The organism is Acinetobacter sp. RUH 2624 (assembly GCF_000162375.2).
Classification (GTDB): domain Bacteria; phylum Pseudomonadota; class Gammaproteobacteria; order Pseudomonadales; family Moraxellaceae; genus Acinetobacter; species Acinetobacter nosocomialis.
Genome location: NZ_KI391939.1, coordinates 2,682,513 through 2,707,072, shown reverse-complemented (window position 1 = coordinate 2,707,072; position 24,560 = coordinate 2,682,513). Strand labels below are relative to the sequence as shown.

Here is a 24,560-nt window from a genome sequence, read left to right as displayed (position 1 = left end):
TAAAGACTACGGATTTATCACATCTGAGTCTATGTAGGTATATAGGAAAAAAGATGTCAGATCTTTCATACGTAAACGAACATAGCGATGCATGGCAAACTTACTTGGCACAAATTGACCGTGTAGCGCCATATCTAGAACACTTAGCTGATTATATCGATACTTTAAAGCGCCCTAAGCGTGCTCTTATTGTTGATGTACCAATCGTAATGGATGACGGTTCAATCCAGCACTTTGAAGGCTACCGTGTGCAACACAACTTGTCTCGCGGTCCAGGTAAAGGTGGTGTTCGTTACCATCCAAATGTTGATTTAAATGAAGTGATGGCGTTGTCTGCATGGATGACAATTAAAACTGCCGTTTTGAACTTGCCATTTGGTGGTGCAAAAGGTGGTATCCGTGTTGACCCACGTAAATTATCTACTCGTGAATTAGAGCGTTTAACTCGCCGTTATACGACTGAAATTGGTCACATTATCGGACCTCAAAAAGACATTCCTGCTCCAGACGTTGGTACAAATGCCAATATCATGGGTTGGATGATGGATACTTATTCTACTAGCCAAGGTCACACAGTGACTGGTGTTGTAACTGGTAAACCAGTTCACTTAGGCGGTTCTTTAGGACGTGTTAAAGCGACTGGTCGTGGTGTATTCGTTACTGGCCGTGAAGTTGCTGCAAAAATCAACTTACCAATTGAAGGCGCGAAAGTTGCTGTTCAAGGCTTTGGTAACGTAGGTAGTGAAGCTGCTTTCTTATTTGTTGAATCAAAAGCAAAAATCACTCACGTTCAAGACCACACTGGCACAATTTTCAATGCTGACGGTATTGATCTTGTTGCATTACGTGAGCACGTAAACGCAAATCAAGGTGTTGGCGGTTTTGCTGGTGCGCAATCAATTGCAGATGAAGATTTCTGGACTGCTGAAGTAGACATCATTATTCCTGCTGCATTAGAAGGCCAAATCACAGTTGAGCGTGCTGAAAAACTTAAAGCTAAGTTGATTTTGGAAGGCGCGAACGGCCCGACTTATCCTAAAGCTGAAGATGTATTGGTTGAGCGTGGCATTGTTGTTGTTCCTGACGTTGTATGTAACGCCGGCGGTGTAACTGTAAGTTACTTCGAATGGGTTCAAGACATGGCGAGCTATTTCTGGAGCGAAGAAGAAATCAACGAACGTTTAGACAAGTTGATGGTTCAAGCAATGGATGACGTTTGGAATACAGCGAATAAGAATGCTTGTACTTTACGTACAGCAGCTTACATCTTGGCTTGTGAGCGTATCTTAAAGGCTCGTAAAGAACGCGGTATTTTCCCAGGCTAATCTGAGGAAATTACCTTTTAGGAAAAGTGGGCTGAGCAAATATAAAGGATGTATAGGGTTATTTGTTCAGTCCCTTTTTCTAAATGAATTAAAGACAGTAAGACAGATTAAATAAATTAAATAGATACTGAGGTAAGCATGGAACAGCCAATTTCTGTAACTCGAAGCAACTTTAATGACTGGATGGTTCCAGTATTTGCACCGGCAAATTTCATTCCGGTACGTGGTGAAGGTTCACGTATCTGGGATCAAGAAAATAAAGAATATATCGATTTTGCAGGCGGGATTGCAGTAAATGCATTAGGTCATGCGCATCCAGTGGCAGTCAATGCGTTAACAGAACAAGCAAAAAAACTTTGGCATGTGGGCAATGGTTATACCAATGAACCCGTACTGCGTCTTGCTAAACAACTCACTGAAAATACATTTGCAGACAAAGTATTCTTCTGTAACTCAGGTGCAGAAGCAAATGAAGCAGCATTAAAGCTTGCTCGTAAAGTTGGACTCGACAGCGGTATCGCAGGTAAAAGCGGTATTGTGGCATTTAACAACGCGTTCCACGGCCGTACTTTATTTACCGTTTCGGCTGGTGGTCAGCCAAAATATTCACAAGACTTTGCACCACTTCCAAACGGCATTAGCCATGTTGCTTATAATGATTTAGAAGCGGCTAAAGCAGTTATTAATGAGCAAACCTGTGCAGTAATTGTAGAGCCTGTACAAGGTGAGGGCGGGGTAATTCCTGCTGATATCGAATTTTTAAAAGGTTTACGTGCACTGTGTGATCAGTTTGATGCCTTACTTATTTTTGATGAAGTGCAAACAGGTGTCGGCCGTACAGGTGCACTTTATGCCTACATGAACTACGGTGTTACACCGGATGTGCTCACTACTGCAAAAGCGCTGGGCGGTGGTTTCCCTGTCGGTGCAATGTTAACAACTGATAAATTTGCGCCGCATTTTTCAGTGAGTACACACGGCACGACGTATGGCGGTAACCCGCTGGCAAGTGCAGTTGCAGGCGCAGTCTTTGAGTTTATTAATACACCAGAAGTACTTGAAGGTGTAAAACACCGTCATCAATATTTCTTTGATGCATTAAATACGTTAAATGCTGAATATCAAGTTTTTGATGAAATTCGTGGTCAAGGTTTATTGATTGGTTGCGTATTAAAAGCTGAATATGCAGGTAAAGCAAAAGATATTACGACTTGGGCAGGTGAAGAAGGTTTACTTGCTTTGATCGCAGGGCCTAACGTAGTTCGTTTCACACCTTCACTCATTATTCCTGAACAAGATATTGATGAAGGGATAGCTCGTTTAAAAAGAGCTTTGGCAAAGTTGGCTAAATAAAAAAAAGGAAAGCTAGCCATGATGATTGTCCGTCATGCCGAGTTTCGAGACCTTGAAGATATTTATAAATTAGCAGGTAAGTCAGGTGTTGGCCTGACTTCCTTGCCACAAAATATGGATACGCTTTCGGCTCGAATTTCACGTACTCGCAATACTTTAAATGGTAATGTTCATAAGAGCGAACAGGGTTATTTGTTTGTTCTTGAGGATACAGAAGCTCAACGTGTTATTGGGGTGAGTGCAATTGAAGTTGCTGTGGGTTTAATCGAACCTTGGTATAACTTTCATGTGGGAACCCAAGTACATGCTTCAAAAGCATTAAATGTTTATAAAGCATTACCGACTTTATTCCTAAGTAATGATCGAACAGGAAGTAGTGAGCTCTGCACATTATTTTTAGATCCGGAACGTCGTGAAAACCAAAACGGTAAATTCTTATCAAAAATCCGTTTTATGTTTATCGCAGCATTTAAGCAATATTTTGAGAAAAAACTTATTGCCGAGATGCGTGGTTTTTCTGATGAAAATGGTTGTTCACCTTTCTGGGATGCGATTGGACACCATTTCTTTAATATGGATTTCTCCACAGCAGACTATTTAAGTGGAATTGGCCAAAAAGTTTTCATTGCGGAACTTATGCCACGTTTTCCAGTCTATGTAGACCTTTTACCAAAGGCTGCACAAGAAGTGATTGGAAAAATGCATCCACATACTTTACCTGCTTATCATGTGCTTGAGTCCGAAGGCTTACGCTATCAAGGATATGTCGATATTTTTGATGCAGGTCCAACCATTGAAGCCAATATTGATGAGTTGCGTGCAGTTAAAGAAAGCCAATTTTTAACTGTCAAAATTACTAATGAAGCGACAGTGGGTAAAACACAATACCTTGTTGCCAATGATAACTATCACGACTATCGGGCTATGTTAATGAAGCTTGATCTCGTAGATAACATTCTAAATTTAAACCATGAACAAGCTGAAAAACTCGGTGTACAAGAAGGGCACGCTGTTCGTGTGTTATCACTAAATCCTATGGAAGTATCCTGATGTCAAACTCTTTATTTATAAACGGTGTCTGGTTACAAGGCAGCGGTACAACATTTGTAAAAACTAACCCAGTTGATAACCAAACTGTATGGTCAGGTACTGAAGCTACAGCTGCAGATGTTGAAAAAGCTTGCCAAGCCGCACGTACAGCATTTCCTGCATGGGCACGTTTAGCTTTTGCAGAGCGTGTTGCAATTGTAGAAAAGTTTGCAAAGCTGCTTGAAGAAAATAAAAAACATTTAGCTGAAGTAATTAGTCAAGAAACCAGTAAGCCTTTTTGGGAAACGTTAACTGAAGTTCAGTCAATGATTGGCAAAGTTGCGATTTCGATTCGTGCTTATCATCAACGTACTGGCGAAAGCTCAACTGAAATGGCAGATGGTGTGGCATCTTTACGTCATCGTCCACATGGTGTACTTGCAGTTTTTGGCCCATATAACTTCCCTGGCCATTTACCAAATGGGCATATCGTTCCTGCTTTGCTTGCTGGCAACACAGTTGTGTTTAAACCTAGTGAATTAACGCCTTGGACTGCTGAAGAAACTGTAAAACTTTGGCAACAAGCAGGTTTGCCAAATGGTGTAATGAACTTAGTTCAAGGTGGCCGTACTACTGGTGAAGCCTTGGCTGCTTCTCATGAAATTGATGGCTTATTGTTTACCGGAAGTGCAAACACTGGTTACCACTTGCATAAGCAAATGGCAGGTGCGCCTGAGAAAATTCTTGCGCTTGAAATGGGCGGCAATAATGCATTGATTATTGATGAAATTGAAAATATTGATGCGGTTGTTAACCTCACTATTCAATCTGCTTTTGTTTCGGCAGGTCAGCGTTGTACGTGTGCACGCCGTATCTTGTTAAAAAACGGTGCTGAAGGTGATGCATTTATTCAACGTTTTGTTGAGGTTGCTAAAAATTTAAAAGTTGGTCGTTGGAATGATGAGCAACAACCATTTATGGGCGGCGTAATTTCATCGGCTGCTGCAACAAACATGATGAATGCTCAGCAAAAGCTACTTGAGCTTGGTGCAAAAAGCTTGTTGCCAATGACACGTCCTCAAGAAGACAGCTCGCTACTTACTCCAGGTATTGTTGATGTAACAGGTGTGGCGGGTATTCCAGATGAAGAATATTTTGGTCCGCTTACCACCATTCAACGTTATGACAGTTTTGATGAAGCATTAAAAATTGCCAATGCAACTCGTTTTGGTTTGTCTGTTGGATTGGTTTCTCCAAAACGTGAACTATTTGATGACTTACTCATTGAAGCGCGTGCCGGTATTGTGAACTGGAACAAACCATTAACAGGCGCTTCAAGTGCTGCGCCATTTGGTGGTGTTGGAGCTTCGGGTAACCACCGTGCAAGTGCGTTTTATGCTGCTGACTACTGTGCTTGGCCAATGGCTTCACTTGAAAGTGAAAGCTTGACGTTGCCAGAAAAATTATCTCCAGGGATTGTGTTGCCTTAACACTAGGGAAAGAAAAAATGAAAGGATATGAAGTAAATTTTGATGGTTTAGTGGGGCCAACACATCACTATGCGGGTTTGTCTTTTGGTAATGAAGCATCAACCAAAAACCGTAACAATACCTCGAATCCAAAATTAGCAGCGAAACAAGGCTTATTAAAAATGAAAGCCTTGGCTGATATGGGAATGAAACAAGGTGTACTTGCTCCGCATGAACGCCCACATGTTCCAATGCTACGCCGTTTAGGTTTTACTGGAGATGACATTAGTGTTGTTGCTCAAGCAATGCGCTATTCACCAGAGCTATTGTCATCTTTAAGTTCAGCTTCTCCAATGTGGACTGCAAATGCTGCGACAGTTTCACCTTCGGCTGATAGCCAAGATGAGCGCGTGCATTTTACTGCGGCTAACCTGAACAATAAGTTTCACCGTTCAATTGAAGCTGAAACTACAAGCCAAGTCTTACAAGCCATCTTTAAAAATGAACGTCACTTTGTACACCATGAAGCTTTACCACAAGTGGCTTTGTTTGGTGATGAAGGGGCAGCAAATCACAATCGTTTAGGTGGTGATTATGCTAAGCGTGGTGTTCAGGTCTTCGTTTATGGTCAGCAACATTTAAATAATGGTTTACCGGGACCAAAGCGTTATCCAGCACGTCAGACGCGTGAGGCAAGTGAAGCAATTGCGCGTTTGCACCGTTTAGATGATGCACATACGGTTTTTGTTCAACAAAATCCAGATGTGATTGATCAGGGTGTTTTCCATAACGATGTGATTGCGGTAAGTAACCAACAGGTTTTATTCCACCATCAACATGCTTTCTTAAATCGAGATCAGGCATTTGCTGAAATTCGTCAAAAGATGGCAAGCATCGGTGAAGACTTTATTTCGATTGAAGTGCCTGAAAACCGCGTTACTGTAGACGATGCTGTTGCTACTTATTTGTTTAATAGCCAGATTTTGACTCGTCCAGATGGCGGCATGACCATTGTTGTACCAGAAGAGTCTCGCCAAAATGCTGCGGTATGGAGCTATTTGAACGATATGATTCAAATGGGTACACCAATTGATGCAATTCAAGTGTATGACCTACGTGAAAGTATGCGTAACGGTGGTGGTCCGGCTTGTTTGCGTTTACGTGTGGCATTAAATGAAACCGAATTAAATGCCGTAAATCCAAAAGTTCTTATGAATGATCAATTGTTTAGCACACTCAACCAGTGGGTAGATAAACACTATCGCGATCGTTTAGCTCAAGAAGATTTGGCAGATCCGCACCTACTCATGGAAAGCCGTATGGCGCTTGATGAACTGACCAAAATTTTAGGTTTGGGTTCGGTTTATCCTTTCCAAAAATAATGAGGAGGTGACATGCAAGATTTTCTAGCATTAACCTTACAAGGTGAGCAGCCTACAACTCACGAAGGAAAACAAGATAATTTTACTTGGCGTTGGTTAGGTGAGGGTCTTCTTGAATGTACACCACATGAGCAGTACGACAAAGCTGTCGTACTGTCAGCTGGAGTACATGGGAATGAAACGGCACCAATTGAGTTGTTAGCTCATCTTTGCACCGATTTATTTGCCGGGCGTTTAAAGCTTGCAGTGAGATTATTGCTTGTATTGGGTAATCCGTATGCAATGCGTCAAGGCAAGCGTTATGTACATGATGATGTAAACCGTATGTTCTGTGGTGGGTATAAAAATCTGCCTTTAACTGAAGAGTCTAAGCGAGCTGAGGTTTTAGAGCAGGCAGTTGCTACTTTCTTTAAAGAAAGTGCAAGTAATGCTAAGCGCTATCACTATGATTTACATACAGCAATTCGTGCTTCATTATTACCAACCTTTGCTCTATTACCTTATCAAACGCATGACTATGATGCTGATTTGACAGCAAGCCTTGAAGCTGCTGACTTAGATGCTTTGGTTTATCACAGGGCTGCGGGTAAAACATTTACACATTTTACAAGTGAAAGCTTTAAAGCTGCGAGTGCAACTTTGGAGTTAGGCAAAGCTTTGCCATTTGGACAAAATGACTTGAGTCAGTTTGCCGCAATTGATGAAGTTATTCGCAATGTCGTTTCTGAACAAGCTTTACCGTTAAGAAATAAAACAAAAATTCGAGTGTTTCAGGTGTCTGATTCTTTAATTAAAAAAGATGAGGATTTCCAAATGAACTTATCGGCTGAGGCTCCGAGCTTTTCAACATTTACCAAAGGCGAAATCATTGCGACTCAACCTTCTGGTAACTATGTAGTTGAACAAGATCAGGTCTGGATTTTATTTCCAAACCCAAATGTGAAGATTGGTTTACGTGCAGGTTTGGTTTTAACCGAAACACACTCATAATTTTTAGATAAATAAAAAAGGGCGATTCATCGCCCTTTTTTATTGCTAACTTTAATTAGTTAGTGCCAAAAAGGCCTTTAACGAAAGATTTCTTTTCAGTTTTTTGTGTAGAGCCTTGAGCCCCTGCATTTACGTTTGCATTTGCACTGATTCCAACCGGAGCAACATTAACACCAACATTTACGCCTGTTTGAGCGTTGACTGCATGAGCTGGTTGAGCTGCATTTAATTGTGCTTGAGCATCAGCTTTAGTACCCGCAACAAATTCTTTTTGCTCTGCTTGATTTTGAGCTACGCGAGCTTTAACTGCATCTACACGTGCTTGAGCATCAGCTTGTTTTTCAGCGCTAAATTCTTTTTGTTCAGCCTGTTTTTCAGCAACTTTGGTTTTTACTGCATCAAGATGTGCTTTTGTATCAGCTTTAGCTTCAACTGCTAAGTTTTTAGTACCTGTTGCAGCTTTAGTCGCTAAATTTTTTGTGCCTGTTGCTGCTTCAGTAGCAAAATGTTTAGTGCCTGTTACAGCATCAGAAGAAAGTTCAGCTACTTTTCCTGTTGTTTTTTTAGTTGCTTTAACCGTAGTGTTAGCAGCTACATGACCAGCATGTTTTGCAGTGCTACCTACAGTATGTGCAGTATTTTTAACTGTATTTGTTACGCCACTAACAAGTCCACCCGGTTGTACATTTACTTGAGCAGAAGCGTCTGCATTAATGCCCGCACTTTGTGCAAAAATAGAAGCAGAGGCAAGAACGCTTGCAGTCACGATAGCTGTTTTCATCATTTTCATTGCGATATCCTTCAAAGAATATACCCTTTTAGTGAGGTATTTCATAAACGCAATCGCATCATATCTAAGGCTTGATTCGCTTGGGAATCACCTTAATCAAAACGTTACAACAGCATTACAGTCATTCAACACATTAGGGAGAAATTGTGGAGAAAAGAAAATATTAATAATAAAGTGAAATAGATACCGATATTTTATGATTTAAAAACGAGCAAAATACTTTTCGTCTTTTTCTTTTCTAAAATAAAAATACCCAAAAATATTTAACATGACCATTTTTCTATATCTATAAAGATGATTCTTTTTTCATTTTTTATTCGAGATAACGGCATAGTTATTGCTTATTATGAGAATAAGGTGCTTTTTGGCGCTTTTTTGAACCATATTCTGCCAGAAATATAAACGTAAAGGGCAGAACTGTATTTTTGCTTATTCGGGAAAAGATGATTTTGCTTTTCTCATGTTTATATATTTCATGAAATAGAAATTTCACATGAAATATATCTTAAGAAATAGTGCTTTATTTCGAATAATCAAAAATAAATATAGATGTCTATAAACAAAATAACAGAGATCTTAAATGATGAAAATTATTGCTTCCCTTTTCATATTGGTCGGCTTAGTCGCCGTTGTTCTCTATTTTAAGCCAACAAACGGTGCATCTGAGGTGTTCAATTCTGCTTTAAATAAGTCGAATTCATCACAACCAGACACTTCATCTTTACTTTCTAAACTTAAGGAGCCTGCTCAACCTAAAAACTTATCTTTAAATTCAACTCAACCCAAACCCGTATCAGAAGATACTGTTCCTTTTTATGACACAAAAAGTGATCCTTCGATTCAACCGATTGATCCAGAAAAAGATCCAGCAAATGAAATAAAAGCGAAATAAGTAAATTGTTAGTTGAAAAACTACGGAGAAAAATAATGCAAAGTAAAACGTTATTTCTATTAGGTCTATGTACGATCTTAAGTACAACTGCATCCGCTGTTCCTTTGGACGCTAAAGGTGCCAAACAGCAGTTAAATCAAGCAGCAAAACAAAAAGTATTTCAGGGTAAAATTAACTTAGATGCTTTGGTTACCAATGAATCTAATGATCTTATTGTTGAATACAATATTCCTTCGGAAAGTGTGGCTACAGGTTTGGAGCGACGAAATTATATTGCTGCAAATAAAAAGAATATCCAGTCAAGGTTTAATCGTGGTGTAGGGGTACAAATACTTCGGGACTACAATAATTTACCTATAGCTTTTTACCGAATTAGTAATAAAGAAGCTTTGGTTGATTTGCTTAATGATCCGAACGTTAAGGCTGTATATCCAAACCGGATTAATCAGGCGACAACCATGGAAAGTTTGCCTTTAATTAACCAGCCTCAAGCTAATACCAAAGGTTTTAATGGAACCGGCTCTAGTGTGGCTGTGCTTGATACGGGGGTAAATTACTTACATTCGGATTTTGGTTGTACAGCAGTTAATTCACCTTCAAGTACGTGCCGTGTCGTTTATGCATTTGATAGTGCCCCAGATGATGGCTCACTTGACGATAATGGTCATGGTAGTAATGTTTCAGCGATTGTGTCTAAAGTTGCCACCAAAACAAAAATTATTGGAATAGACGTTTTTCGGTCAGGTTCAGCCTATGATAGCGATATCCTTGCAGGGATTAACTGGGCAGTAAATAACGCTAAAACATACAATATTAAAGCGATCAATTTAAGTCTGGGTATTCCAGGTGTTAAATACAAATCTGAATGTAGTAATAGTAGTTATGCAACGGCGTTCGCAAATGCGCGAGCTGCTGGGGTAGTACCAGTAGTTGCATCAGGTAACGATGCATTTCCTGATGGTATTTCTTCACCTGCTTGTGTTGCTGGAGCGGTAAGAGTAGGTGCTGTATATGATAGTAATATTGGTGGTGTTTCATGGGGGAACCCAGTGAAATGTTCTGACCCAACCACGGCAGCGGACAAGGTGGCATGTTTTAGTAACGGGGGCAGTCTTGTGACTTTATTGGCACCAGGGGCAATGATTACTGCGGGTGGTTATACTATGGGAGGTACTTCTCAAGCCACGCCACATGTGGCTGGCGCAATTGCGTTATTAAGAGCAAACAGTGTTACACCAACTGAAACTATCGATCAGACCATTAATCGTTTAAAAACCACGGGTAAACCTATTACAGATTCAAGAACAGGTTTGGTTTTCCCACGTATTGATTTACTGGCGGCAACCAATGGTTTAACCGTTAACTAAATAGCATATTTATAATTTCTTATTAGGTCCAAGAAATTTAAATGGCTAGGGCTCGTTGCAAAAGATTACTTCTGCAACGAGTTTTTTTTATGGGAGTTTTTTAACCACACTTCGCTAAATTGGCTTTACTAAAATTGCTCTGTAGCTTTTTAAAATTATTTTGAATTGCGGGATCTTGGATATTAAAAGTGGTTGAACTTTTCGTTGTTGAGTTGATGGCTTGACTTAATATGCCAGAAGAATCTGGATATTGCTCCGTAAATGATTGAGCTGAAATTAACCCTTTATTGTTAAAAATCCAGTGCTCAGTAACTTGGCCACCACCTAAATAACCTGTAAATTCAATCATACAAGCTTGTTTATCGTGTTTAATGAGTTTGGCTACATTACCTGTCGTGGTGGGATAAGCTTCAATATTAGTATCTTGTTCTAAAACTTGTGCCTGAGAATAAGAAGAAACGGATTTTGTGGTTGCACAAGCAGTTAGTGCTACACAGCAGAGTGTTGAAAAGAGAAGTTTTTGACTATTCATAAGGCACATTCCTCGCTCTTTGTAGTATTTTTAAATGTCTATATTTTTTAAAAAGCGCGAAATAATCGCGCTATTCAAACTCAAACTTAATTGGTCGTCGTGCTAGATTTGCTTAACTCGCCTTGTTCAATTGGTATGTTTTGGCCATTTCGGCTACTAGTAAGATTTTGTTTGGCTTGTTCTATTTTCTGTTCAGTAAATACTTTCGCTGTATCTGCTTTTTGTTGAACGACCTCTGCTTTTTCAGCTGTAAACTCTTTGGTACTTTGCCATTTTTCACTAATTTTGTGTGAGGTGTTTTCGGAAGCACCTTGAATAGAATCTCCTAAATTTTGTATGCCTTTTCCTGTTTTATATAATAGGACACGTCCTAAACTTGGATTGTCACCATAAGGTTGCGTCTTAGGTGCTACTTCATTTACTTGTTGTGTCTGTGTTGTTTCAGCAAAAAGGGTTGATGAGGCCAGTATAGAGCTTGCAACGCATAACACTTGTAAGGTTTTCATTTGGATCAATCTCCCCAATTACTTTAAAAGTTGAAGTGCTGATCTTACTGTTAAAAATAAATCTTGTGCAGGCATGTGATAAAACCCATACGATTTAATTACGAGAATTCATCATTTAACAGCAATTGATTTACTCTTCTGAGACTTATAAATAAAATTCAGACTTAATAAGTTCTATAAACGTATCTCTTGCTTTATGGTTGCTCACGTTTTTATGCCAGAAAAAGTGATTTTGCATAAAGGCAAGATGTTCAAACTTATAGCTTTGAATATGAGCTAAATTTTTATATTGCTCATAAATACTCTTAGGGACTAAAGCCACACCAGAACCTGCACTCACACAACCAATAATCGTGGCATAACTGGTAATGCTGGTGATGGGAAGTGAAATATTCTTGAGTTTAAGCCATTCTTCTAAAGCTGCACGGTAAGGGCAGCCTTCAGTCCACATAAAAATTTCTTTACCAATCAGATCTTCTTGGCAATGAATTTCACCCAAAGAGTGAGATGCAATCAAGACCATGTCTTCTTGGTAAATACTGAGTTTATTCAGCATCGGAAATTCAATATTACCTGCGACAATTGCACCATCAAGTTTGTGCTGAGAAATATCAACTAATAACTGTTTCCATGTGCCAGTAATAATTTGAATAGAAACCTCAGGGTAGCGTTGATGATATTTTGCAAGTAAGTTGGGTAGGCGAGTTGTAGCAGAAGATTCAATAGCTCCAATTTTGAGCGGGCCAGAGGGAGATGCATCAGGATGAATACTCCGTTTGGCTTCATCGCATAGCGCTAAAATTTTATGGCAATAATCGAGAAAGATTTCTCCTGACGGTGTGAGTTTTAAAGCTTTCCCTTCACGATAAAACAATGGTGCGCCGAGTTCTTCTTCAAGCTGCTTAATGCGTGTAGTGATATTGGAGGGTACGCAATGTAGTTGTAGTGATGCTTTAACCATGGTCCCGCATTCAACCACGGCCTGAAACATTTTTAACTGGGTAATATCCATATTTAATCATTCACTTTTAATGAATATTTGACTCAATATAAGTTAATTTTATTCAACTATCTATGTGCATATGATGAAAGAGTTCCATTTCATTAGTGCAGATTTAACATGGCAATTTCTCTTGCTGAGGAAACCCAGTCTCCAGCTTTTAAGCTTTACTTATGTATTGCTATTACTGTCTTTTGTTGGGGGTATTCACCTATTGGTGTACATAGTGCCTTGCATTCATATACACCGCAGCATATTGCCTTGCTCCGTTTTTTGATTGCATCTGTTTTTTTATTGCTTTTGGTCATGAAAAAAGGAATTCAGCCTTTAAATTGGAAAGATGTTCCTGCGCTTGCTGTATTAGGTTTTTTCTCTGTAACGCTGCATCATTTGCTGATAAATACCGGGCAGCAATATGTAACTGCTGTTGCTTCCAGCATTTTAAGTCAATCTATTCCGCTATTCACTTTTATTATTTCAGCTTTACTTTTTAAAGAAAAAATTCGTTTCAAACAGTGGTTGTGTATTTTGCTGGGCCTTTGTGGCGCCGTGTTGGTGGTTAGTGGAGATCATGGTTTTGGTGTGCCGAGCCCTTATAGTTTATTGATTGTTTTAGCTGCAATTGCATGGGGGCTTTATTTTAATTTATATAAAAAATTTACCTTAAATTATGATGCCTTGAGCATGATGTGCTACATCATTTGGTTCGGGACCATTCCTTTACTATTTTATAGTGCTCATTTACCTAGTGAAATTTTACATGCTACTTGGCAAGCCAATATGTCAGTTATCTTATTGGGTATTTTCCCAAGTGCAATGGCTTATGTACTTTGGGGATATGTACTTAAAAATATGCCGTTAACGATTGCATCGAATTTTTTATATTGTTCACCCATTGTGGCGATGAGTTTAGCGGTTCTTTTCTTAAATGAAAAACCATCTATGATGGTGCTGTTGGGTGGAGTAATTATTGTGGGGAGTTTGGTGTGGATGAATTGGGGGAATAGGCGTACTATCGAATAAGCTATATCATGCGCTACTTGCTTTAAGAGAATGAAATGATTGTTGTTACCTTGACCTATAAAAAACCATTGACCGAAGTTGATGCAGTGTTAAAAGAACATATTGCATTTTTAGATCATTACTATGAGCAAAAGAAATTTCTGGCATCAGGTCGCCGTGAAAATAGAGTAGGTGGGGTGATTTTGGTTCTAAGTTCTTCGACTCAAGAAGCTGAAGAAATCATGAAAAATGATCCATTTTATATTCATGATGTAGCCGATTATGACTTTATGTGGTTTGAGCCGTCAAAAAGTTTAGAAGAAATTAAAGAGCTTATTTAACTCAAAAAATAAAGGGATCTATAAAAGATCCCCTTTATTTAAAAATGAACTAATTAACCCTGCAACACACTCACATCAGCCACAGCAGTAAACAAGTTACGTAATTGAGCCAATAAACGTAAACGGTTTGCTTTCAGGTCAGCATCATCTGCCATTACCATTACGCTATCAAAGAATGCATCAATCGGCGCGCGAAGTGCTGCAAGCTTAGAAAGGGCAGCAGTGTAGTCTTTTGCTGCAAGTAATGGTTCAACCACAGGAGTTAATGCTTGAAGCTCAGCAAATAATGCCTTTTCAGCATCTTCAACCAAGTTCGCTTCAACGACAGATCCTTCTGGTGCTGCTTCTTTTGCAAGAATGTTAGCCACACGTTTGTTTGCAGCCGCAAGTGCAGCCGCTTCAGGTAATGTGCGGAAGTGGTTAACTGCATTTACGCGCTTGTCAAAATCAAGTGGAGATTTTGGTGCAAGTGCTTGAACGGCTTGAAGTACGTCAACAGCAACGCCTTGGTCCTCGTACTTGGCACGGTAACGACCTTCCAGGAATGCAACAGCATCAGCGCGAGTTTTGTCGTGGTCTTTAACGATATTGCCATAACCTTGAAGTGCAAGATTCACTAATTCTTCAATTGTTACGTCTAGCTCATTTTCAATGATTAAACGTAAGATACCAATTGCTGAACGACGAAGAGCAAACGGATCTTTAGAGCCTGTTGGCGCTTGTCCAATACCGAAAATACCAACCAGCGTATCTAAACGGTCAGCAAGGGCAATGGTTGTACCTGTTTTGGTTTTTGGTAAAACATCACCCGCAAATTTTGGTAAATATTGCTCACCTAAAGCTTCAGAAACTTCAGTGTTTTCACCTTCAATACGCGCGTAGTAAGTACCTGCAATACCTTGAAGTTCTGGGAATTCACCAACAAGCTCAGACGTTAAGTCACATTTAGCAAGTAATGCAGCTTTTTCAGCATCGGCTGGGTTTGCACCAGTGATGGAAGATAATGCAACAGCAAGTTTTGCAATACGTGTTGATTTGTCCCAAAGCGTACCAAGCTGTGCTTGGAATACCATGTTTGCTAATTTTTCTTTACGAGATGCAAGCGGTTGCTTTTGATCTTGTAAGAAGAAGAACTCAGCATCAGACAAACGAGGGCGAACAACTTTTTCGTTACCTTCAATAATTTGAGTCGGATCTTTAGACTCAATATTTGAAACAGTAATAAAGTAAGGCTGTAATTTACCTTCCGCATTGATCAAACAGAAATATTTCTGGTTGTCTTGCATTGTCGTAATAAGAGCTTCTTGAGGAACAGCTAAGTAGCGTTCTTCAAAAGTTGCACGTAAAGCTACAGGCCATTCAACGAGGCTTGTTACTTCATCAAGTAAATCAGCTGGAACAATCGCAGTCGCGTTAACTTCATCAGCTAACTTTTTCACTTGTTCTTGTATGGTTGCCTGACGCTTTTCAAAGTTCGCAACAACGTAAGCTTTTTCTAAAGCCTCTAAGTAATCATTTGCATGCGCTAAAGTTACAGCTTCAGGTGCATGGAAACGGTGACCATAAGTCACATTACCAGCTTTATGATCTTGAATAGTCGCGTCAACAATTTGGTCATCTTTGAGTAAGAGAACCCATTTCACTGGACGTACAAATTCGGTACGGCTTGCAGCAGAACGCATGCGCTTAGCAATTGGTAAATTGTCTAATGCAGTTTGTAAAATCTGTGGAAGTAAAGCGTCAAGGCTTTGACCTTTCACATCTTTTAAATAGCAAACTTTTTCAACTTTACCTGCGTGGAAAGTAGAAAGCTGATCAGCAGTAATGCCTTGACCACGCATAAAGCCTTCAAGTGCTTTAGTCGGTTTGCCTTCTGCATCGTAAGCTGCTTGAACAGCAGGGCCGTCAAAACGTTTTTGTGTATCCGCTTGCGCAGCATCTACATCTACAATTTTAAGCGCTAAACGACGTGGAGCAGCATAAGCTTCAACAGATGCGAAGTTTAAACCTGCTTCATTTAAGCCTTTTACAGTTTCTGCTTGTAGTGCATCACGTAATGTTTTTAAGCTTTTTGGTGGAAGCTCTTCACAGCCAAGTTCGAATAAAACAGTATGTTTGCTCATTAGTTTTTCTCCGCCTTTGCTGCTTCACTTTCAGCTTGTGCTTTTAGCTGTGCCAATACTTCATCACGTAAATGCGGTTCTGCCATTGGGAAGCCAAGTTCTGCACGCGCTTGTACATAACTTTGTGCAATTGCGCGTGCCAAAGTACGTACACGTAAAATGTAACGCTGACGCTCAGTCACAGAAATTGCACCACGTGCATCAAGCAAGTTAAAGGTATGAGACGCTTTAACAACTTGCTCATAAGCTGGAAGTGGAAGTTTAGCTTCCATTAAACGGTTTGCTTCTGACTCGTAGAAATCAAACAGTTCAAATAGTTTGTCAACTGGAGCGTATTCAAAGTTATAAGTCGATTGTTCAACTTCATTTTGATGGAATACGTCGCCGTAAGTTACAGTACCGAATTGGCCTTTCGTCCAAACAAGGTCATATACCGAATCAACACCCTGTAGGTACATCGCAAGACGTTCTAAACCGTAAGTGATTTCGCCTGTTACTGGGTAACATTCAACACCACCAACTTGTTGGAAGTAAGTGAACTGAGTTACTTCCATACCGTTAAGCCAAACTTCCCAACCTAAGCCCCAAGCCCCAAGAGTTGGAGATTCCCAGTTGTCTTCTACGAAACGGATATCGTGAGTAAGCGTATCAATCCCGATTGCTTTTAAAGAATCAAGATAAAGCTGCTGGATGTTGTCTGGGTTTGGCTTAAGTACCACTTGGAACTGATAGTAGTGTTGCAAACGGTTCGGGTTTTCACCGTAGCGGCCATCTTTTGGACGACGTGAAGGTTGAACGTATGCCGCGTTCCAAGTCTCTGGCCCTAAAGCACGTAAGAATGTTGCGGTGTGGAATGTTCCAGCGCCCATTTCCATGTCGTAAGGTTGTAGTACGACGCAGCCTTGTTCGGCCCAATAGTTTTGTAGGGCAAGAATTAAACCCTGAAATGTATCAATGTGCGAGATGGCGCGACTCATGTAGCATCCACGAATTTATGAGAAAAATTGCCCCTAAGTATAAGGATTTTGTAGGGGAGTGGCAAAGGCTTAATGCGGAGGAAATTGCTATGGTGGTAACTAGAACTTGAATATTTCCATAATCCTGTTGGAGTAATTGTTAGCCACATTATTTTAATGATAATATCCACCCGTAATCTTTTTTATTGTTACGATAAAAAATCGCGAAAAATCGACTTAAGTTTCATTTCTCTTCCACTAGAAAATACTCGGTCGACACATATCCCAATCTTTAAGATTCGGTCAGCGTTCATCAGGGCTTGAGTTGTTATCAAGCATCGTTAACAGGTTTTCACATTTACTGTGCCTGACTTTTCGATAGGACGCTTTATGAATCGATCTCTATTTATTATTTTTGCAACTATTTCTTTAGATGCTATCGGTATCGGTCTTATTTTTCCGATTCTTCCTTTATTACTACAAGATATGACCCATAGCTCTCATATTGCTATATATATGGGCATATTGGCCAGTCTCTATGCAGCCATGCAATTTATCTTCTCTCCCTTATTAGGTGCGTTAAGTGACAGATGCGGGCGTAGACCGGTCTTACTTATTTCACTGGCTGGGTCAGCAGTGAATTATCTATTTCTAACTTTTTCACATAGCCTAATTTTATTGCTAGTAGGTCGCATTATTGCTGGAATCACCAGTGCCAACATGGCTGTTGCAAGTGCTTATATTGTCGATGTTTCTCACGAAAATAACCGCGCAAAATATTTTGGTTTAATCAATGCTATGTTTGGTGCAGGCTTTATTATTGGCCCTGTATTGGGTGGATTCTTGAGTGAATATGGATTGAGGCTTCCTTTCTTTGCGGCAGCTATATTGACAGGGCTTAATCTTTTATTTGCCTTTTTTGTTTTGCCTGAATCCCGACGGGTGACATCAGAGAGCAAGCAATTATTTACATTAAATCCTTTTAAAATATTTGCTGGAATTAGTTCAATTCGCGGCGTACTTCCATTTGTTATGACCTTTTTTATCTTTAGTGCCATAGGGGAGGTATATGGAGTCTGCTGGGCATTATGGGGACATGACACATTTCAGTGGAGCGGTTTCTGGGTAGGTCTTTCTCTAGGCGCCTTTGGTCTATGTCAAATGCTGGTACAGATTTTTATTCCGAGTCATGCTTCAAGATTACTGGGTAATCGTAATGCTGTGCTGGCTGGTATTGCTTGTTCTTGTTTGGCTTTAGCAGTAATGGCTTTTGCTCAAAGTGGTTGGATGATTTTTGCCATTATGCCTATTTTTGCGCTAGGGAGCATGGGTACACCTTCATTACAAGCCTTAGCTTCTCAAAAGGTTTCTGCTGAACAGCAAGGACAGTTTCAGGGAGTAATAGCATCTACGGTAAGTATGGCTTCTATGATTGCACCTTTGTTTTTCTCCACGCTTTATTTCCAATTTCATGAAAAATGGCCGGGAGCAATTTGGTTGAGCGTGATTTTGATTTATCTGATTACTTTACCTATCATTTTGTATAGTACCCGACCGGTCGAACAACAAAGATAGCAAAGTGGAGTTGGGCTCTTTATTTATACTTAAAGAAATACTCTATAGCTAAATGACTCCTAGATCATTCTAATTTTAAACGTCACCTCATGACGCTGAGCGTACTTCACTGGATTAAATTTAAGAATGCGAAATGATATTTTTTAAACGATGCCATAAATGAGTCGTTTGATATGTCTGATCGCATTCGGGAAAAACTACAGATTCTTGCTGATGCTGCTAAATATGATGTGTCTTGTTCATCAAGTGGCAGTGATCGTAAAAACAAAAATAAAGGTTTGGGGGATGCCAGTCATTCGGGTATTTGCCATAGCTATACTGAAGATGGTCGTTGTGTGTGTCTCTTAAAAATTCTATTTAGTAATGTATGTATTTTTGACTGCGCCTATTGTGTTTCACGTCGTTCTAATGACGTTCAACGTGCCGCATTTACGGTACAAGAGGTCGTCGATTTAACCATTAATTTTTACCGTCGTAATTATATTGAAGGGTTATTTTTAAGCTCCGGCATTTTTAAATCGGCAGATCACACGATGGAGCGCATGCTCCAAGTGGTTAAAAAGTTGCGTCTTGAAGAAAACTTTAATGGTTATATTCACTTAAAAACGATTCCGGGCGCATCGCCTGAACTGATTCATGAAGCAGGTTTATATGCTGACCGGATGAGTATTAATTTAGAAATGCCGACAGAGATGGGGCTAAAAACTTTTGCGCCAGAAAAATCACATGAGGAAGTACAAAAAGATTTAGGTTTGGTTCGTGACAGACTCATTCAACTGAAAGATGAACGACAAGTTATTAAGCATGTGCCGAAATATGTACCAGCAGGGCAGACCACCCAAATGGTGGTAGGAGCGCATCAAGAGTCAGATCAAGATGTCTTGTTCATGGCAGACAAGCACTATAAAGAATTTAAACTCAAACGCGTCTATTATTCGGGTTATATCCCAATTAATACCGAAAATAATTACTTGCCTGCTGTTGGTTCTGCACCGCCGTTGCTTCGTGAAAATCGACTCTATCAAAGTGATTGGTTGATGCGTTTTTACGGTTTTGAAGTCAATGAAATTGTTAATGAAAAACACCCAAATTTGGATCTGGATGTAGACCCAAAATTAAGCTGGGCGTTAAGGCATCCCGAGCAGTTTCCAGTAGATTTAAATCGTGCAGATTATCAAATGATTTTACGTGTACCGGGTATTGGGGTGAAATCGGCCAAGAAAATTGTGCAAGCACGCCGGTTTGGCAAAATCCATACCGATTTACTTAAAAAACTCGGTGTGGCCTATCAGCGTGCAAAATTCTTTATTCGCTGTGAAGACAGTCCAAAATTCCAAAAAGAATTGTCTTCAAGTTTTATTCGGCAGCAGATTTTAACGCAGGGATCTTCGAAATATGTGCAGCAACTCTCGCCACAATTAAGCCTTGGGTTTTAGCCATGTTTAATGAGGAGGTTACTTATTATTTTGATGGTTCAATGGTTGGGCTGCTAAGCTGTGTGTTTCGTGCATTTCAATTTAAAGAATTACAAGTCAGACTCTGTTTGAATGATGCAGCTCAACATGGTTTATTTGCCGATAAAATTGAGGTTGCAAATAATGAGCAACATGCTGAACGTGTATGGGCTGCGCTACAAAAAAAGCTTTCATCTTCTTCGTTAAAACAATTTTATTTTGCTTATTTATCCGAATCTTTAGATGCCTATCAGCATTTATTTAATTACTGTATTTATGTGTTTACTAGCCATGTTTCCATAGAAAAAGATTATTCAAATCCTAGTGTTCTGGCAATTGCACAGTGGACGAAAAAGGTCGGGCGAGAGAAGCATCGAATGGAGGCTTTTATTCGTTTTAAGAAAACTAAAGATGAGCTTTTTTTAAGTCTGGTTCGTCCTGATTTTAATGTTTTACCACTCATTCAGCCGCATTTTAAACGGCGTTATCAAGATCAGCGTTGGTTGATTTATGATGAGCAACGTAAGTTTGGAATTTATTATGATTTACGGGAAATACATGAAGTTTCGCTCGAAGCCTCGGACGTTGACCGTAATTTAAAAAATGGAATGAGTCAAAGCTTTCAGCTTGAGTTAGATGAGCAAGAAGTTTTGTATGATCAGCTTTGGAAAGATTATTTTAAGAGCGTAAATATTACAGAACGCCAGAATATAAAGCTCCATGTGCAATATTTGCCGAAACGTTACTGGCGTTATTTAAATGAAAAATTGATGGAATATTAAAATTTTCAAATAGTAAGAATATATTCAACAGGTTTTCTGATAATTGAAAGATATAATTTAAATGCACTTTATGTGGCTTTGGGCGTATACTTTTGCCCGTTATAAATAACGGCATATCCCCTAAGGTGTACTGTGAGTGTTATACAGCCAGAATGGTTACAGATTTTAAAACCGAATTTTAAGGTTTTACCACTAAAAGAACGGTTGCTTTGTGGCGTTGGAGCGCTATGCGGTTTAGCAATTTCTTCCTTAATTAGCTGGTATGTTTTAGGTGGAATTAATGCATGGTACATTGCACCTATGGGAGCTTCCTCAGTTCTCTTATTTGCTGTGTCGACCAGTCCGCTGGCTCAGCCCTGGAATGTTATTGTTGGTAATACCTTAGCCGCTATTATTGGCGTAGCCTGTGCACAGTACATTCCGGATTTAACTACGGCTTTTAGTGTGGCTGTAGGGCTTGCTATATTTCTAATGATGACCACTGACTCTTTGCACCCACCGAGTGGTGCAGTTGCGATTACGGCTGTGTTGGGTGGTGCGGCTATTCACAAATTAGGTTTCTATTTTGTTTTTTATCCGGTTCTGCTCAACTCATTACTTCTACTCGGTTTCGCCATATTTTTTAATCGACTGATTGGACGGCATTATCCGGTTACTGCACACTTAAATGAACGTAGTAAAGACCCAACGCCAACTCAAAAAGTCTCAATTCAGCCAAAAGATATTGAATATGCATTAGAGCATCACACTGAACTATTAGATATTAGTCAGTACGATTTAGAAAAAATCATTTTAGAAGCGCAAGAACATGCCAATGAACGCATGGTGAACCAATATGCCTGTCAGGATATTATGAGCCGTGATGTGATTAAACTACATGAAGATGACGATATTCATCAGGCATTAGATAAATTTAAACAAGTGAACTTGATGAGCTTACCTGTGGTCAATGCAGAAAACCATTTGGTAGGAACTTTAGCACTATATGAAGTTGTGGAGTGGTTTAAAGGGGCAGCCGATCCAAGAAACTCATGGCAACATTATGTAAAGCAAATTATGAGTCGTCGAGTTGTTACTGTACTACCAACTCAGCCTATTCAAGATCTTGTACCTTACTTTGTTGAGAAGTCATTTAACTATATTCCTGTTGTTGAAGAGCGAAAACTGATAGGAATCATTAGCCGTGCAGATATGATCGCGGCATTACAACAGCAGTTAAATCGAAAACTATAATTTTAAGCATAAAAAAAGCTACGGTTGATTAGGGGATGCAACCGTAGCGACCAAAATAAACTAAGTGATTTCTCTGTACACGACAAAAATAGATAACTCATTGAAATAATGTCACAATAATTGTTTTCTAACGACGAATACTATGACACATCTCAATGAGTTATATCTTATCTTAAACAAATCTCTAAAATGGAACAAGTCACATTTAAAGTGCTTTGCGCTCATCATGCTTGTGATTATTTTAAAGCAAACATGTAATCTTTCTTCTGCATCTAAAGCCTTGCCCATCAAGTGTTTACCACAATCATTTTATCGACGTATGCAGCGCTTCTTTGCAGGTCAGTATTTTGATTATCGTCAAATTTCTCAGTTGATTTTCAATATGTTTTCATTCGACCAAGTGCAACTGACTTTAGATAGAACCAATTGGAAATGGGGAAAACGAAATATTAATATCCTGATGCTCGCAATCGTTTATCGTGGAATAGCGATACCTATCCTTTGGACATTGCTTAATAAACGTGGAAATTCAGATACGAAAGAGCGTATTGCTTTGATTCAACGCTTTATAGCCATTTTTGGTAAAGACCGTATTGTGAATGTGTTCGCAGACAGAGAGTTTATCGGTGAGCAGTGGTTTACATGGTTAATTGAACAAGACATCAACTTCTGCATTCGTGTTAAAAAAACTTCATTGTCACCAATCATTTAGGAAAGAATCATAAAATTAGTGATTTATTTCGCCATCTTAAAGTTGGTCAAATTGAATGTCGTAAACGACGGATTTTGGTTGGTCGGGTGAAACTATATATAAGTGCACTACAGTTAGAAAATGGAGAGCTTTTACTCGTCGTTTCTCCTCAGTTTAATGCCAATGCTATTCAGGATTATGCATTACGCTGGGAAATTGAAACCTTATTCAGTTGTCTCAAAGGACGCGGGTTTAATCTTGAAAATACGCGCTTGACAGACCCTAGACGAGTGAAAAAATTGATTGCGGTGTTAGCTATAAGCTTCTGTTGGTGTTACTTAACGGGTGAATGGCAACATAATCAAAAAAAAGCGATAAAAATAAAGAAGCATGGACGACTCTCAATGAGTTTATTTCGCTATGGTTTAGACTATGTTCAAATGGCGATTCAGCGTTTAATTGGTTTTGGGAAAAAAGAAGAGTTTAAGGAAATTTTGGCAATTTTAAGAAAGCAGAATCCTGATAGGATAAGGGTTCTGTGAAATTTGTCGTGTACAGAGAAGTGATTTAATGTATTTGTTCTTCTCGTACAGTACGAACAGGTTGTTGATAACCTTGTACTTGTTCAGGCTGTCTTTTCGGAATAACTAACCATAATACCAAGTAGACTAAAATTCCTGGGAAAGCCGCACTCATTACCGAGACCAATACGAAAATAATGCGTAATAAATTTGCGTTCCAACCAAAACGTTCAGCAATACCGCCCATTACACCGGCGATCATGCTTTGTCGGTTCGAGCGATATAAACCAGAATTGGTCATGTAGTTCTCCTCAAATATATAAATGACAAGGTTTGTTATTTCCCTTGGTTAATAGAAATATGGTGACAAAATTAACTAATTAAAGTCCGATAAAATTAAAAATAGTTAAAATATGTAAATGATTTAAATGAATGAAAGCAACATCTACTAAAATGCACCCTTTCGGGGCTAAAAGTGTTTGTAGCAGTAATGGTAGTGTTCTTAAATCATAATTTGAACAGTCACATTGCTGTTGTATGTGAATGATGTATATGTCTTTGAAGTGGTCTGGTCTTTTAATTAAACATTTAGGTTTGGCAGCCATCTTATGTATGGCGCTGAGTGCCTGTGATGCAAATCATGCCGATTCTAAGGATCACTCAGCGTTAGCAACGACTTCTAAACATGATAATAGTCTAGTTAAAAGTACGACTGCAGTTAAAACGTTGGATGATGCAGCAGGGCGAACTTTTTTACCCGATGGTGCACCAGATCAGACATCTAAAATATCTGAATCAGATCAACAATATGCAGGTCGCTATCATACCCGTATTTCATGTGAAGATAATTTTGCCGATTGTGAAACAGGTGAAGCGGAATATATTTTAAACTTATTACCTGATGGCACTGCGTATTGGAACGTTGTTCATTTTGGGCGAATCAGTAATAAAGATGGTGCAAAAAGTGCAGTCATCAATCGATTATGTCCTTCATTAAAGTGGAAAGTTGATTCTGCTGCTCATGAGTTAAAGATTCAGTGTCCAACATCAGATGTTAACTTCTACTTTAATATTATTTCGAAACAGAAATTAATCGTAAATTTAGAAAAACTGTTCTATAGCGATTATGGTAAAAATCGTGAGTTTTTAGAACAAAACTATTTTGTTCCTACAAAAGCTTATGTACTTAATAAAGAATAAAGTTATTTTAATTCAATAAAAAAGAGCGCAATATTAATTGCGCTCTT

The 24,560-nt window shown here is 39.2% G+C and carries 23 protein-coding genes; 16 read left to right on the top strand and 7 right to left on the bottom strand.

Annotated elements, in window-relative coordinates:
* Positions 1-53: 53 nt before the first annotated feature.
* The 6 genes from HMPREF0014_RS19350 to astE all read left to right on the top strand — a co-directional run bounded on the left by HMPREF0014_RS19350 (position 54) and on the right by astE (position 7,548).
* A complete protein-coding gene (locus HMPREF0014_RS19350) occupies positions 54-1,325 on the top strand; it encodes a Glu/Leu/Phe/Val dehydrogenase (RefSeq protein ID WP_002048804.1) in 1,272 nt (423 codons plus the stop codon).
* 138 nt (positions 1,326-1,463) lie between these two features.
* Positions 1,464-2,678, top strand: a complete 1,215-nt coding sequence (locus tag HMPREF0014_RS19345; RefSeq protein ID WP_006580730.1) for an aspartate aminotransferase family protein — start codon at positions 1,464-1,466, stop codon at positions 2,676-2,678.
* Between the two features lie 18 nt (positions 2,679-2,696).
* Entirely contained in the window at positions 2,697-3,728 is a 1,032-nt protein-coding gene (astA, locus tag HMPREF0014_RS19340; protein WP_002052326.1) for an arginine N-succinyltransferase, read from the top strand.
* A complete protein-coding gene (gene astD / locus HMPREF0014_RS19335) occupies positions 3,728-5,197 on the top strand; it encodes a succinylglutamate-semialdehyde dehydrogenase (protein ID WP_006580729.1) in 1,470 nt (489 codons plus the stop codon). The genes astA and astD overlap by 1 nt, the downstream gene beginning before the upstream one ends.
* A 17-nt stretch (positions 5,198-5,214) precedes the next feature.
* On the top strand, positions 5,215-6,558 hold the full coding sequence (gene astB / locus HMPREF0014_RS19330; RefSeq protein WP_006580728.1) for an N-succinylarginine dihydrolase: 1,344 nt from the start codon (positions 5,215-5,217) through the stop codon (positions 6,556-6,558).
* A 12-nt stretch (positions 6,559-6,570) separates the two neighbouring features.
* Positions 6,571-7,548 (top strand): succinylglutamate desuccinylase, encoded by a 978-nt coding sequence (gene astE / locus HMPREF0014_RS19325; protein ID WP_006580727.1) that lies wholly within the window; start codon positions 6,571-6,573, stop codon positions 7,546-7,548.
* A 55-nt stretch (positions 7,549-7,603) separates the two neighbouring features.
* Here the strand turns inward: astE and HMPREF0014_RS19320 are convergent, their stop codons facing one another.
* Complete coding sequence (locus HMPREF0014_RS19320) at positions 7,604-8,338, bottom strand: hypothetical protein (RefSeq protein ID WP_002052282.1); 735 nt, start codon at positions 8,336-8,338, stop codon at positions 7,604-7,606.
* A gap of 583 nt (positions 8,339-8,921) precedes the next feature.
* Here HMPREF0014_RS19320 and HMPREF0014_RS19315 point away from each other — a divergent pair.
* Positions 8,922-9,230: a hypothetical protein gene (locus HMPREF0014_RS19315; protein ID WP_031944342.1), complete on the top strand. Its 309-nt coding sequence runs from the start codon at positions 8,922-8,924 to the stop codon at positions 9,228-9,230.
* Positions 9,231-9,265: 35 nt separating this feature from the next.
* A complete protein-coding gene (locus HMPREF0014_RS19310) occupies positions 9,266-10,597 on the top strand; it encodes a S8 family serine peptidase (protein WP_020992303.1) in 1,332 nt (443 codons plus the stop codon).
* A gap of 100 nt (positions 10,598-10,697) precedes the next feature.
* Here the strand turns inward: HMPREF0014_RS19310 and HMPREF0014_RS19305 are convergent, their stop codons facing one another.
* The 3 genes from HMPREF0014_RS19305 to HMPREF0014_RS19295 all read right to left on the bottom strand — a co-directional run bounded on the left by HMPREF0014_RS19305 (position 10,698) and on the right by HMPREF0014_RS19295 (position 12,647).
* On the bottom strand, positions 10,698-11,129 hold the full coding sequence (locus HMPREF0014_RS19305; protein ID WP_006580724.1) for a hypothetical protein: 432 nt from the start codon (positions 11,127-11,129) through the stop codon (positions 10,698-10,700).
* A gap of 86 nt (positions 11,130-11,215) precedes the next feature.
* Entirely contained in the window at positions 11,216-11,635 is a 420-nt protein-coding gene (locus tag HMPREF0014_RS19300) for a hypothetical protein (RefSeq protein ID WP_006580723.1), read from the bottom strand.
* A gap of 145 nt (positions 11,636-11,780) precedes the next feature.
* Positions 11,781-12,647, bottom strand: a complete 867-nt coding sequence (locus HMPREF0014_RS19295; protein WP_006580722.1) for a LysR family transcriptional regulator — start codon at positions 12,645-12,647, stop codon at positions 11,781-11,783.
* 108 nt (positions 12,648-12,755) lie between these two features.
* On the opposite strand from HMPREF0014_RS19295, the gene HMPREF0014_RS19290 reads away from it, so the two are divergent.
* Together HMPREF0014_RS19290 and HMPREF0014_RS19285 are read left to right on the top strand one after the other, a co-directional pair.
* On the top strand, positions 12,756-13,658 hold the full coding sequence (locus HMPREF0014_RS19290; protein ID WP_006580721.1) for a DMT family transporter: 903 nt from the start codon (positions 12,756-12,758) through the stop codon (positions 13,656-13,658).
* A 35-nt stretch (positions 13,659-13,693) separates the two neighbouring features.
* The gene (locus tag HMPREF0014_RS19285; protein ID WP_006580720.1) at positions 13,694-13,978 is read left to right on the top strand and encodes a YciI family protein; all 285 of its coding nucleotides are present in this window, start codon (positions 13,694-13,696) and stop codon (positions 13,976-13,978) included.
* Between the two features lie 53 nt (positions 13,979-14,031).
* Here HMPREF0014_RS19285 and glyS read toward each other — a convergent pair whose 3' ends face one another.
* Both glyS and glyQ read right to left on the bottom strand, forming a co-directional pair.
* Positions 14,032-16,101 carry a glycine--tRNA ligase subunit beta gene (glyS, locus tag HMPREF0014_RS19280; RefSeq protein ID WP_006580719.1) on the bottom strand — a complete coding sequence of 690 codons (2,070 nt, stop codon included), beginning with the start codon at positions 16,099-16,101 and terminating at the stop codon, positions 14,032-14,034.
* Positions 16,101-17,078: a glycine--tRNA ligase subunit alpha gene (gene glyQ, locus HMPREF0014_RS19275; protein ID WP_000085212.1), complete on the bottom strand. Its 978-nt coding sequence runs from the start codon at positions 17,076-17,078 to the stop codon at positions 16,101-16,103. Before glyQ ends, glyS begins: the two co-directional genes overlap by 1 nt.
* Positions 17,079-17,447: 369 nt before the next feature.
* Between glyQ and HMPREF0014_RS19270 the strand changes: the two genes are divergently transcribed.
* The 5 genes from HMPREF0014_RS19270 (at position 17,448) to HMPREF0014_RS25605 (ending at position 23,334) form a co-directional block, all read left to right on the top strand.
* Positions 17,448-18,632, top strand: a complete 1,185-nt coding sequence (locus HMPREF0014_RS19270; protein ID WP_020992302.1) for a tetracycline resistance MFS efflux pump — start codon at positions 17,448-17,450, stop codon at positions 18,630-18,632.
* A gap of 173 nt (positions 18,633-18,805) precedes the next feature.
* Positions 18,806-20,068, top strand: coding sequence for a putative DNA modification/repair radical SAM protein (locus HMPREF0014_RS19265; RefSeq protein WP_006580717.1), 1,263 nt, complete (start codon positions 18,806-18,808; stop codon positions 20,066-20,068).
* 2 nt (positions 20,069-20,070) lie between these two features.
* Positions 20,071-20,868: a TIGR03915 family putative DNA repair protein gene (locus tag HMPREF0014_RS19260; RefSeq protein ID WP_006580716.1), complete on the top strand. Its 798-nt coding sequence runs from the start codon at positions 20,071-20,073 to the stop codon at positions 20,866-20,868.
* A gap of 132 nt (positions 20,869-21,000) precedes the next feature.
* The gene (locus HMPREF0014_RS19255) at positions 21,001-22,101 is read left to right on the top strand and encodes an HPP family protein (protein WP_002052280.1); all 1,101 of its coding nucleotides are present in this window, start codon (positions 21,001-21,003) and stop codon (positions 22,099-22,101) included.
* A 142-nt stretch (positions 22,102-22,243) separates the two neighbouring features.
* Positions 22,244-23,334, top strand: a protein-coding gene (locus HMPREF0014_RS25605; RefSeq protein WP_085940648.1) for an IS4-like element ISAba1 family transposase whose coding sequence is annotated in 2 segments (ribosomal slippage) — positions 22,244-22,784 and positions 22,784-23,334 — 1,092 coding nt in all. Because the reading frame shifts where the segments join, the coding sequence is not laid out codon by codon here.
* Positions 23,335-23,359: 25 nt separating this feature from the next.
* Here the strand turns inward: HMPREF0014_RS25605 and HMPREF0014_RS19240 are convergent.
* Complete coding sequence (locus HMPREF0014_RS19240) at positions 23,360-23,614, bottom strand: PspC domain-containing protein (RefSeq protein ID WP_002052345.1); 255 nt, start codon at positions 23,612-23,614, stop codon at positions 23,360-23,362.
* A gap of 251 nt (positions 23,615-23,865) precedes the next feature.
* On the opposite strand from HMPREF0014_RS19240, the gene HMPREF0014_RS19235 reads away from it, so the two are divergent.
* Positions 23,866-24,513 carry a hypothetical protein gene (locus HMPREF0014_RS19235; protein WP_016803860.1) on the top strand — a complete coding sequence of 216 codons (648 nt, stop codon included), beginning with the start codon at positions 23,866-23,868 and terminating at the stop codon, positions 24,511-24,513.
* Positions 24,514-24,560 lie beyond the last annotated feature (47 nt).

Coding starts and splice junctions, on each gene's coding strand:
- HMPREF0014_RS19260 (WP_006580716.1), top strand. CDS start 20,071: ATGTTTAATGAGGAGGTTACTTATTATTTTGATGGTTCAATGGTTGGG.
- HMPREF0014_RS19300 (WP_006580723.1), bottom strand. CDS start 11,635: ATGAAAACCTTACAAGTGTTATGCGTTGCAAGCTCTATACTGGCCTCA.
- HMPREF0014_RS19310 (WP_020992303.1), top strand. CDS start 9,266: ATGCAAAGTAAAACGTTATTTCTATTAGGTCTATGTACGATCTTAAGT.
- HMPREF0014_RS19305 (WP_006580724.1), bottom strand. CDS start 11,129: ATGAATAGTCAAAAACTTCTCTTTTCAACACTCTGCTGTGTAGCACTA.
- HMPREF0014_RS19235 (WP_016803860.1), top strand. CDS start 23,866: ATGTCTTTGAAGTGGTCTGGTCTTTTAATTAAACATTTAGGTTTGGCA.
- astE (WP_006580727.1), top strand. CDS start 6,571: ATGCAAGATTTTCTAGCATTAACCTTACAAGGTGAGCAGCCTACAACT.
- glyQ (WP_000085212.1), bottom strand. CDS start 17,078: ATGAGTCGCGCCATCTCGCACATTGATACATTTCAGGGTTTAATTCTT.
- astA (WP_002052326.1), top strand. CDS start 2,697: ATGATGATTGTCCGTCATGCCGAGTTTCGAGACCTTGAAGATATTTAT.
- HMPREF0014_RS19265 (WP_006580717.1), top strand. CDS start 18,806: ATGTCTGATCGCATTCGGGAAAAACTACAGATTCTTGCTGATGCTGCT.
- astB (WP_006580728.1), top strand. CDS start 5,215: ATGAAAGGATATGAAGTAAATTTTGATGGTTTAGTGGGGCCAACACAT.
- astD (WP_006580729.1), top strand. CDS start 3,728: ATGTCAAACTCTTTATTTATAAACGGTGTCTGGTTACAAGGCAGCGGT.
- HMPREF0014_RS19350 (WP_002048804.1), top strand. CDS start 54: ATGTCAGATCTTTCATACGTAAACGAACATAGCGATGCATGGCAAACT.
- HMPREF0014_RS19320 (WP_002052282.1), bottom strand. CDS start 8,338: ATGAAAATGATGAAAACAGCTATCGTGACTGCAAGCGTTCTTGCCTCT.
- HMPREF0014_RS19315 (WP_031944342.1), top strand. CDS start 8,922: ATGAAAATTATTGCTTCCCTTTTCATATTGGTCGGCTTAGTCGCCGTT.
- HMPREF0014_RS19295 (WP_006580722.1), bottom strand. CDS start 12,647: ATGGATATTACCCAGTTAAAAATGTTTCAGGCCGTGGTTGAATGCGGG.
- HMPREF0014_RS19345 (WP_006580730.1), top strand. CDS start 1,464: ATGGAACAGCCAATTTCTGTAACTCGAAGCAACTTTAATGACTGGATG.
- HMPREF0014_RS19240 (WP_002052345.1), bottom strand. CDS start 23,614: ATGACCAATTCTGGTTTATATCGCTCGAACCGACAAAGCATGATCGCC.
- HMPREF0014_RS19270 (WP_020992302.1), top strand. CDS start 17,448: ATGAATCGATCTCTATTTATTATTTTTGCAACTATTTCTTTAGATGCT.
- HMPREF0014_RS19290 (WP_006580721.1), top strand. CDS start 12,756: ATGGCAATTTCTCTTGCTGAGGAAACCCAGTCTCCAGCTTTTAAGCTT.
- HMPREF0014_RS19285 (WP_006580720.1), top strand. CDS start 13,694: ATGATTGTTGTTACCTTGACCTATAAAAAACCATTGACCGAAGTTGAT.
- glyS (WP_006580719.1), bottom strand. CDS start 16,101: ATGAGCAAACATACTGTTTTATTCGAACTTGGCTGTGAAGAGCTTCCA.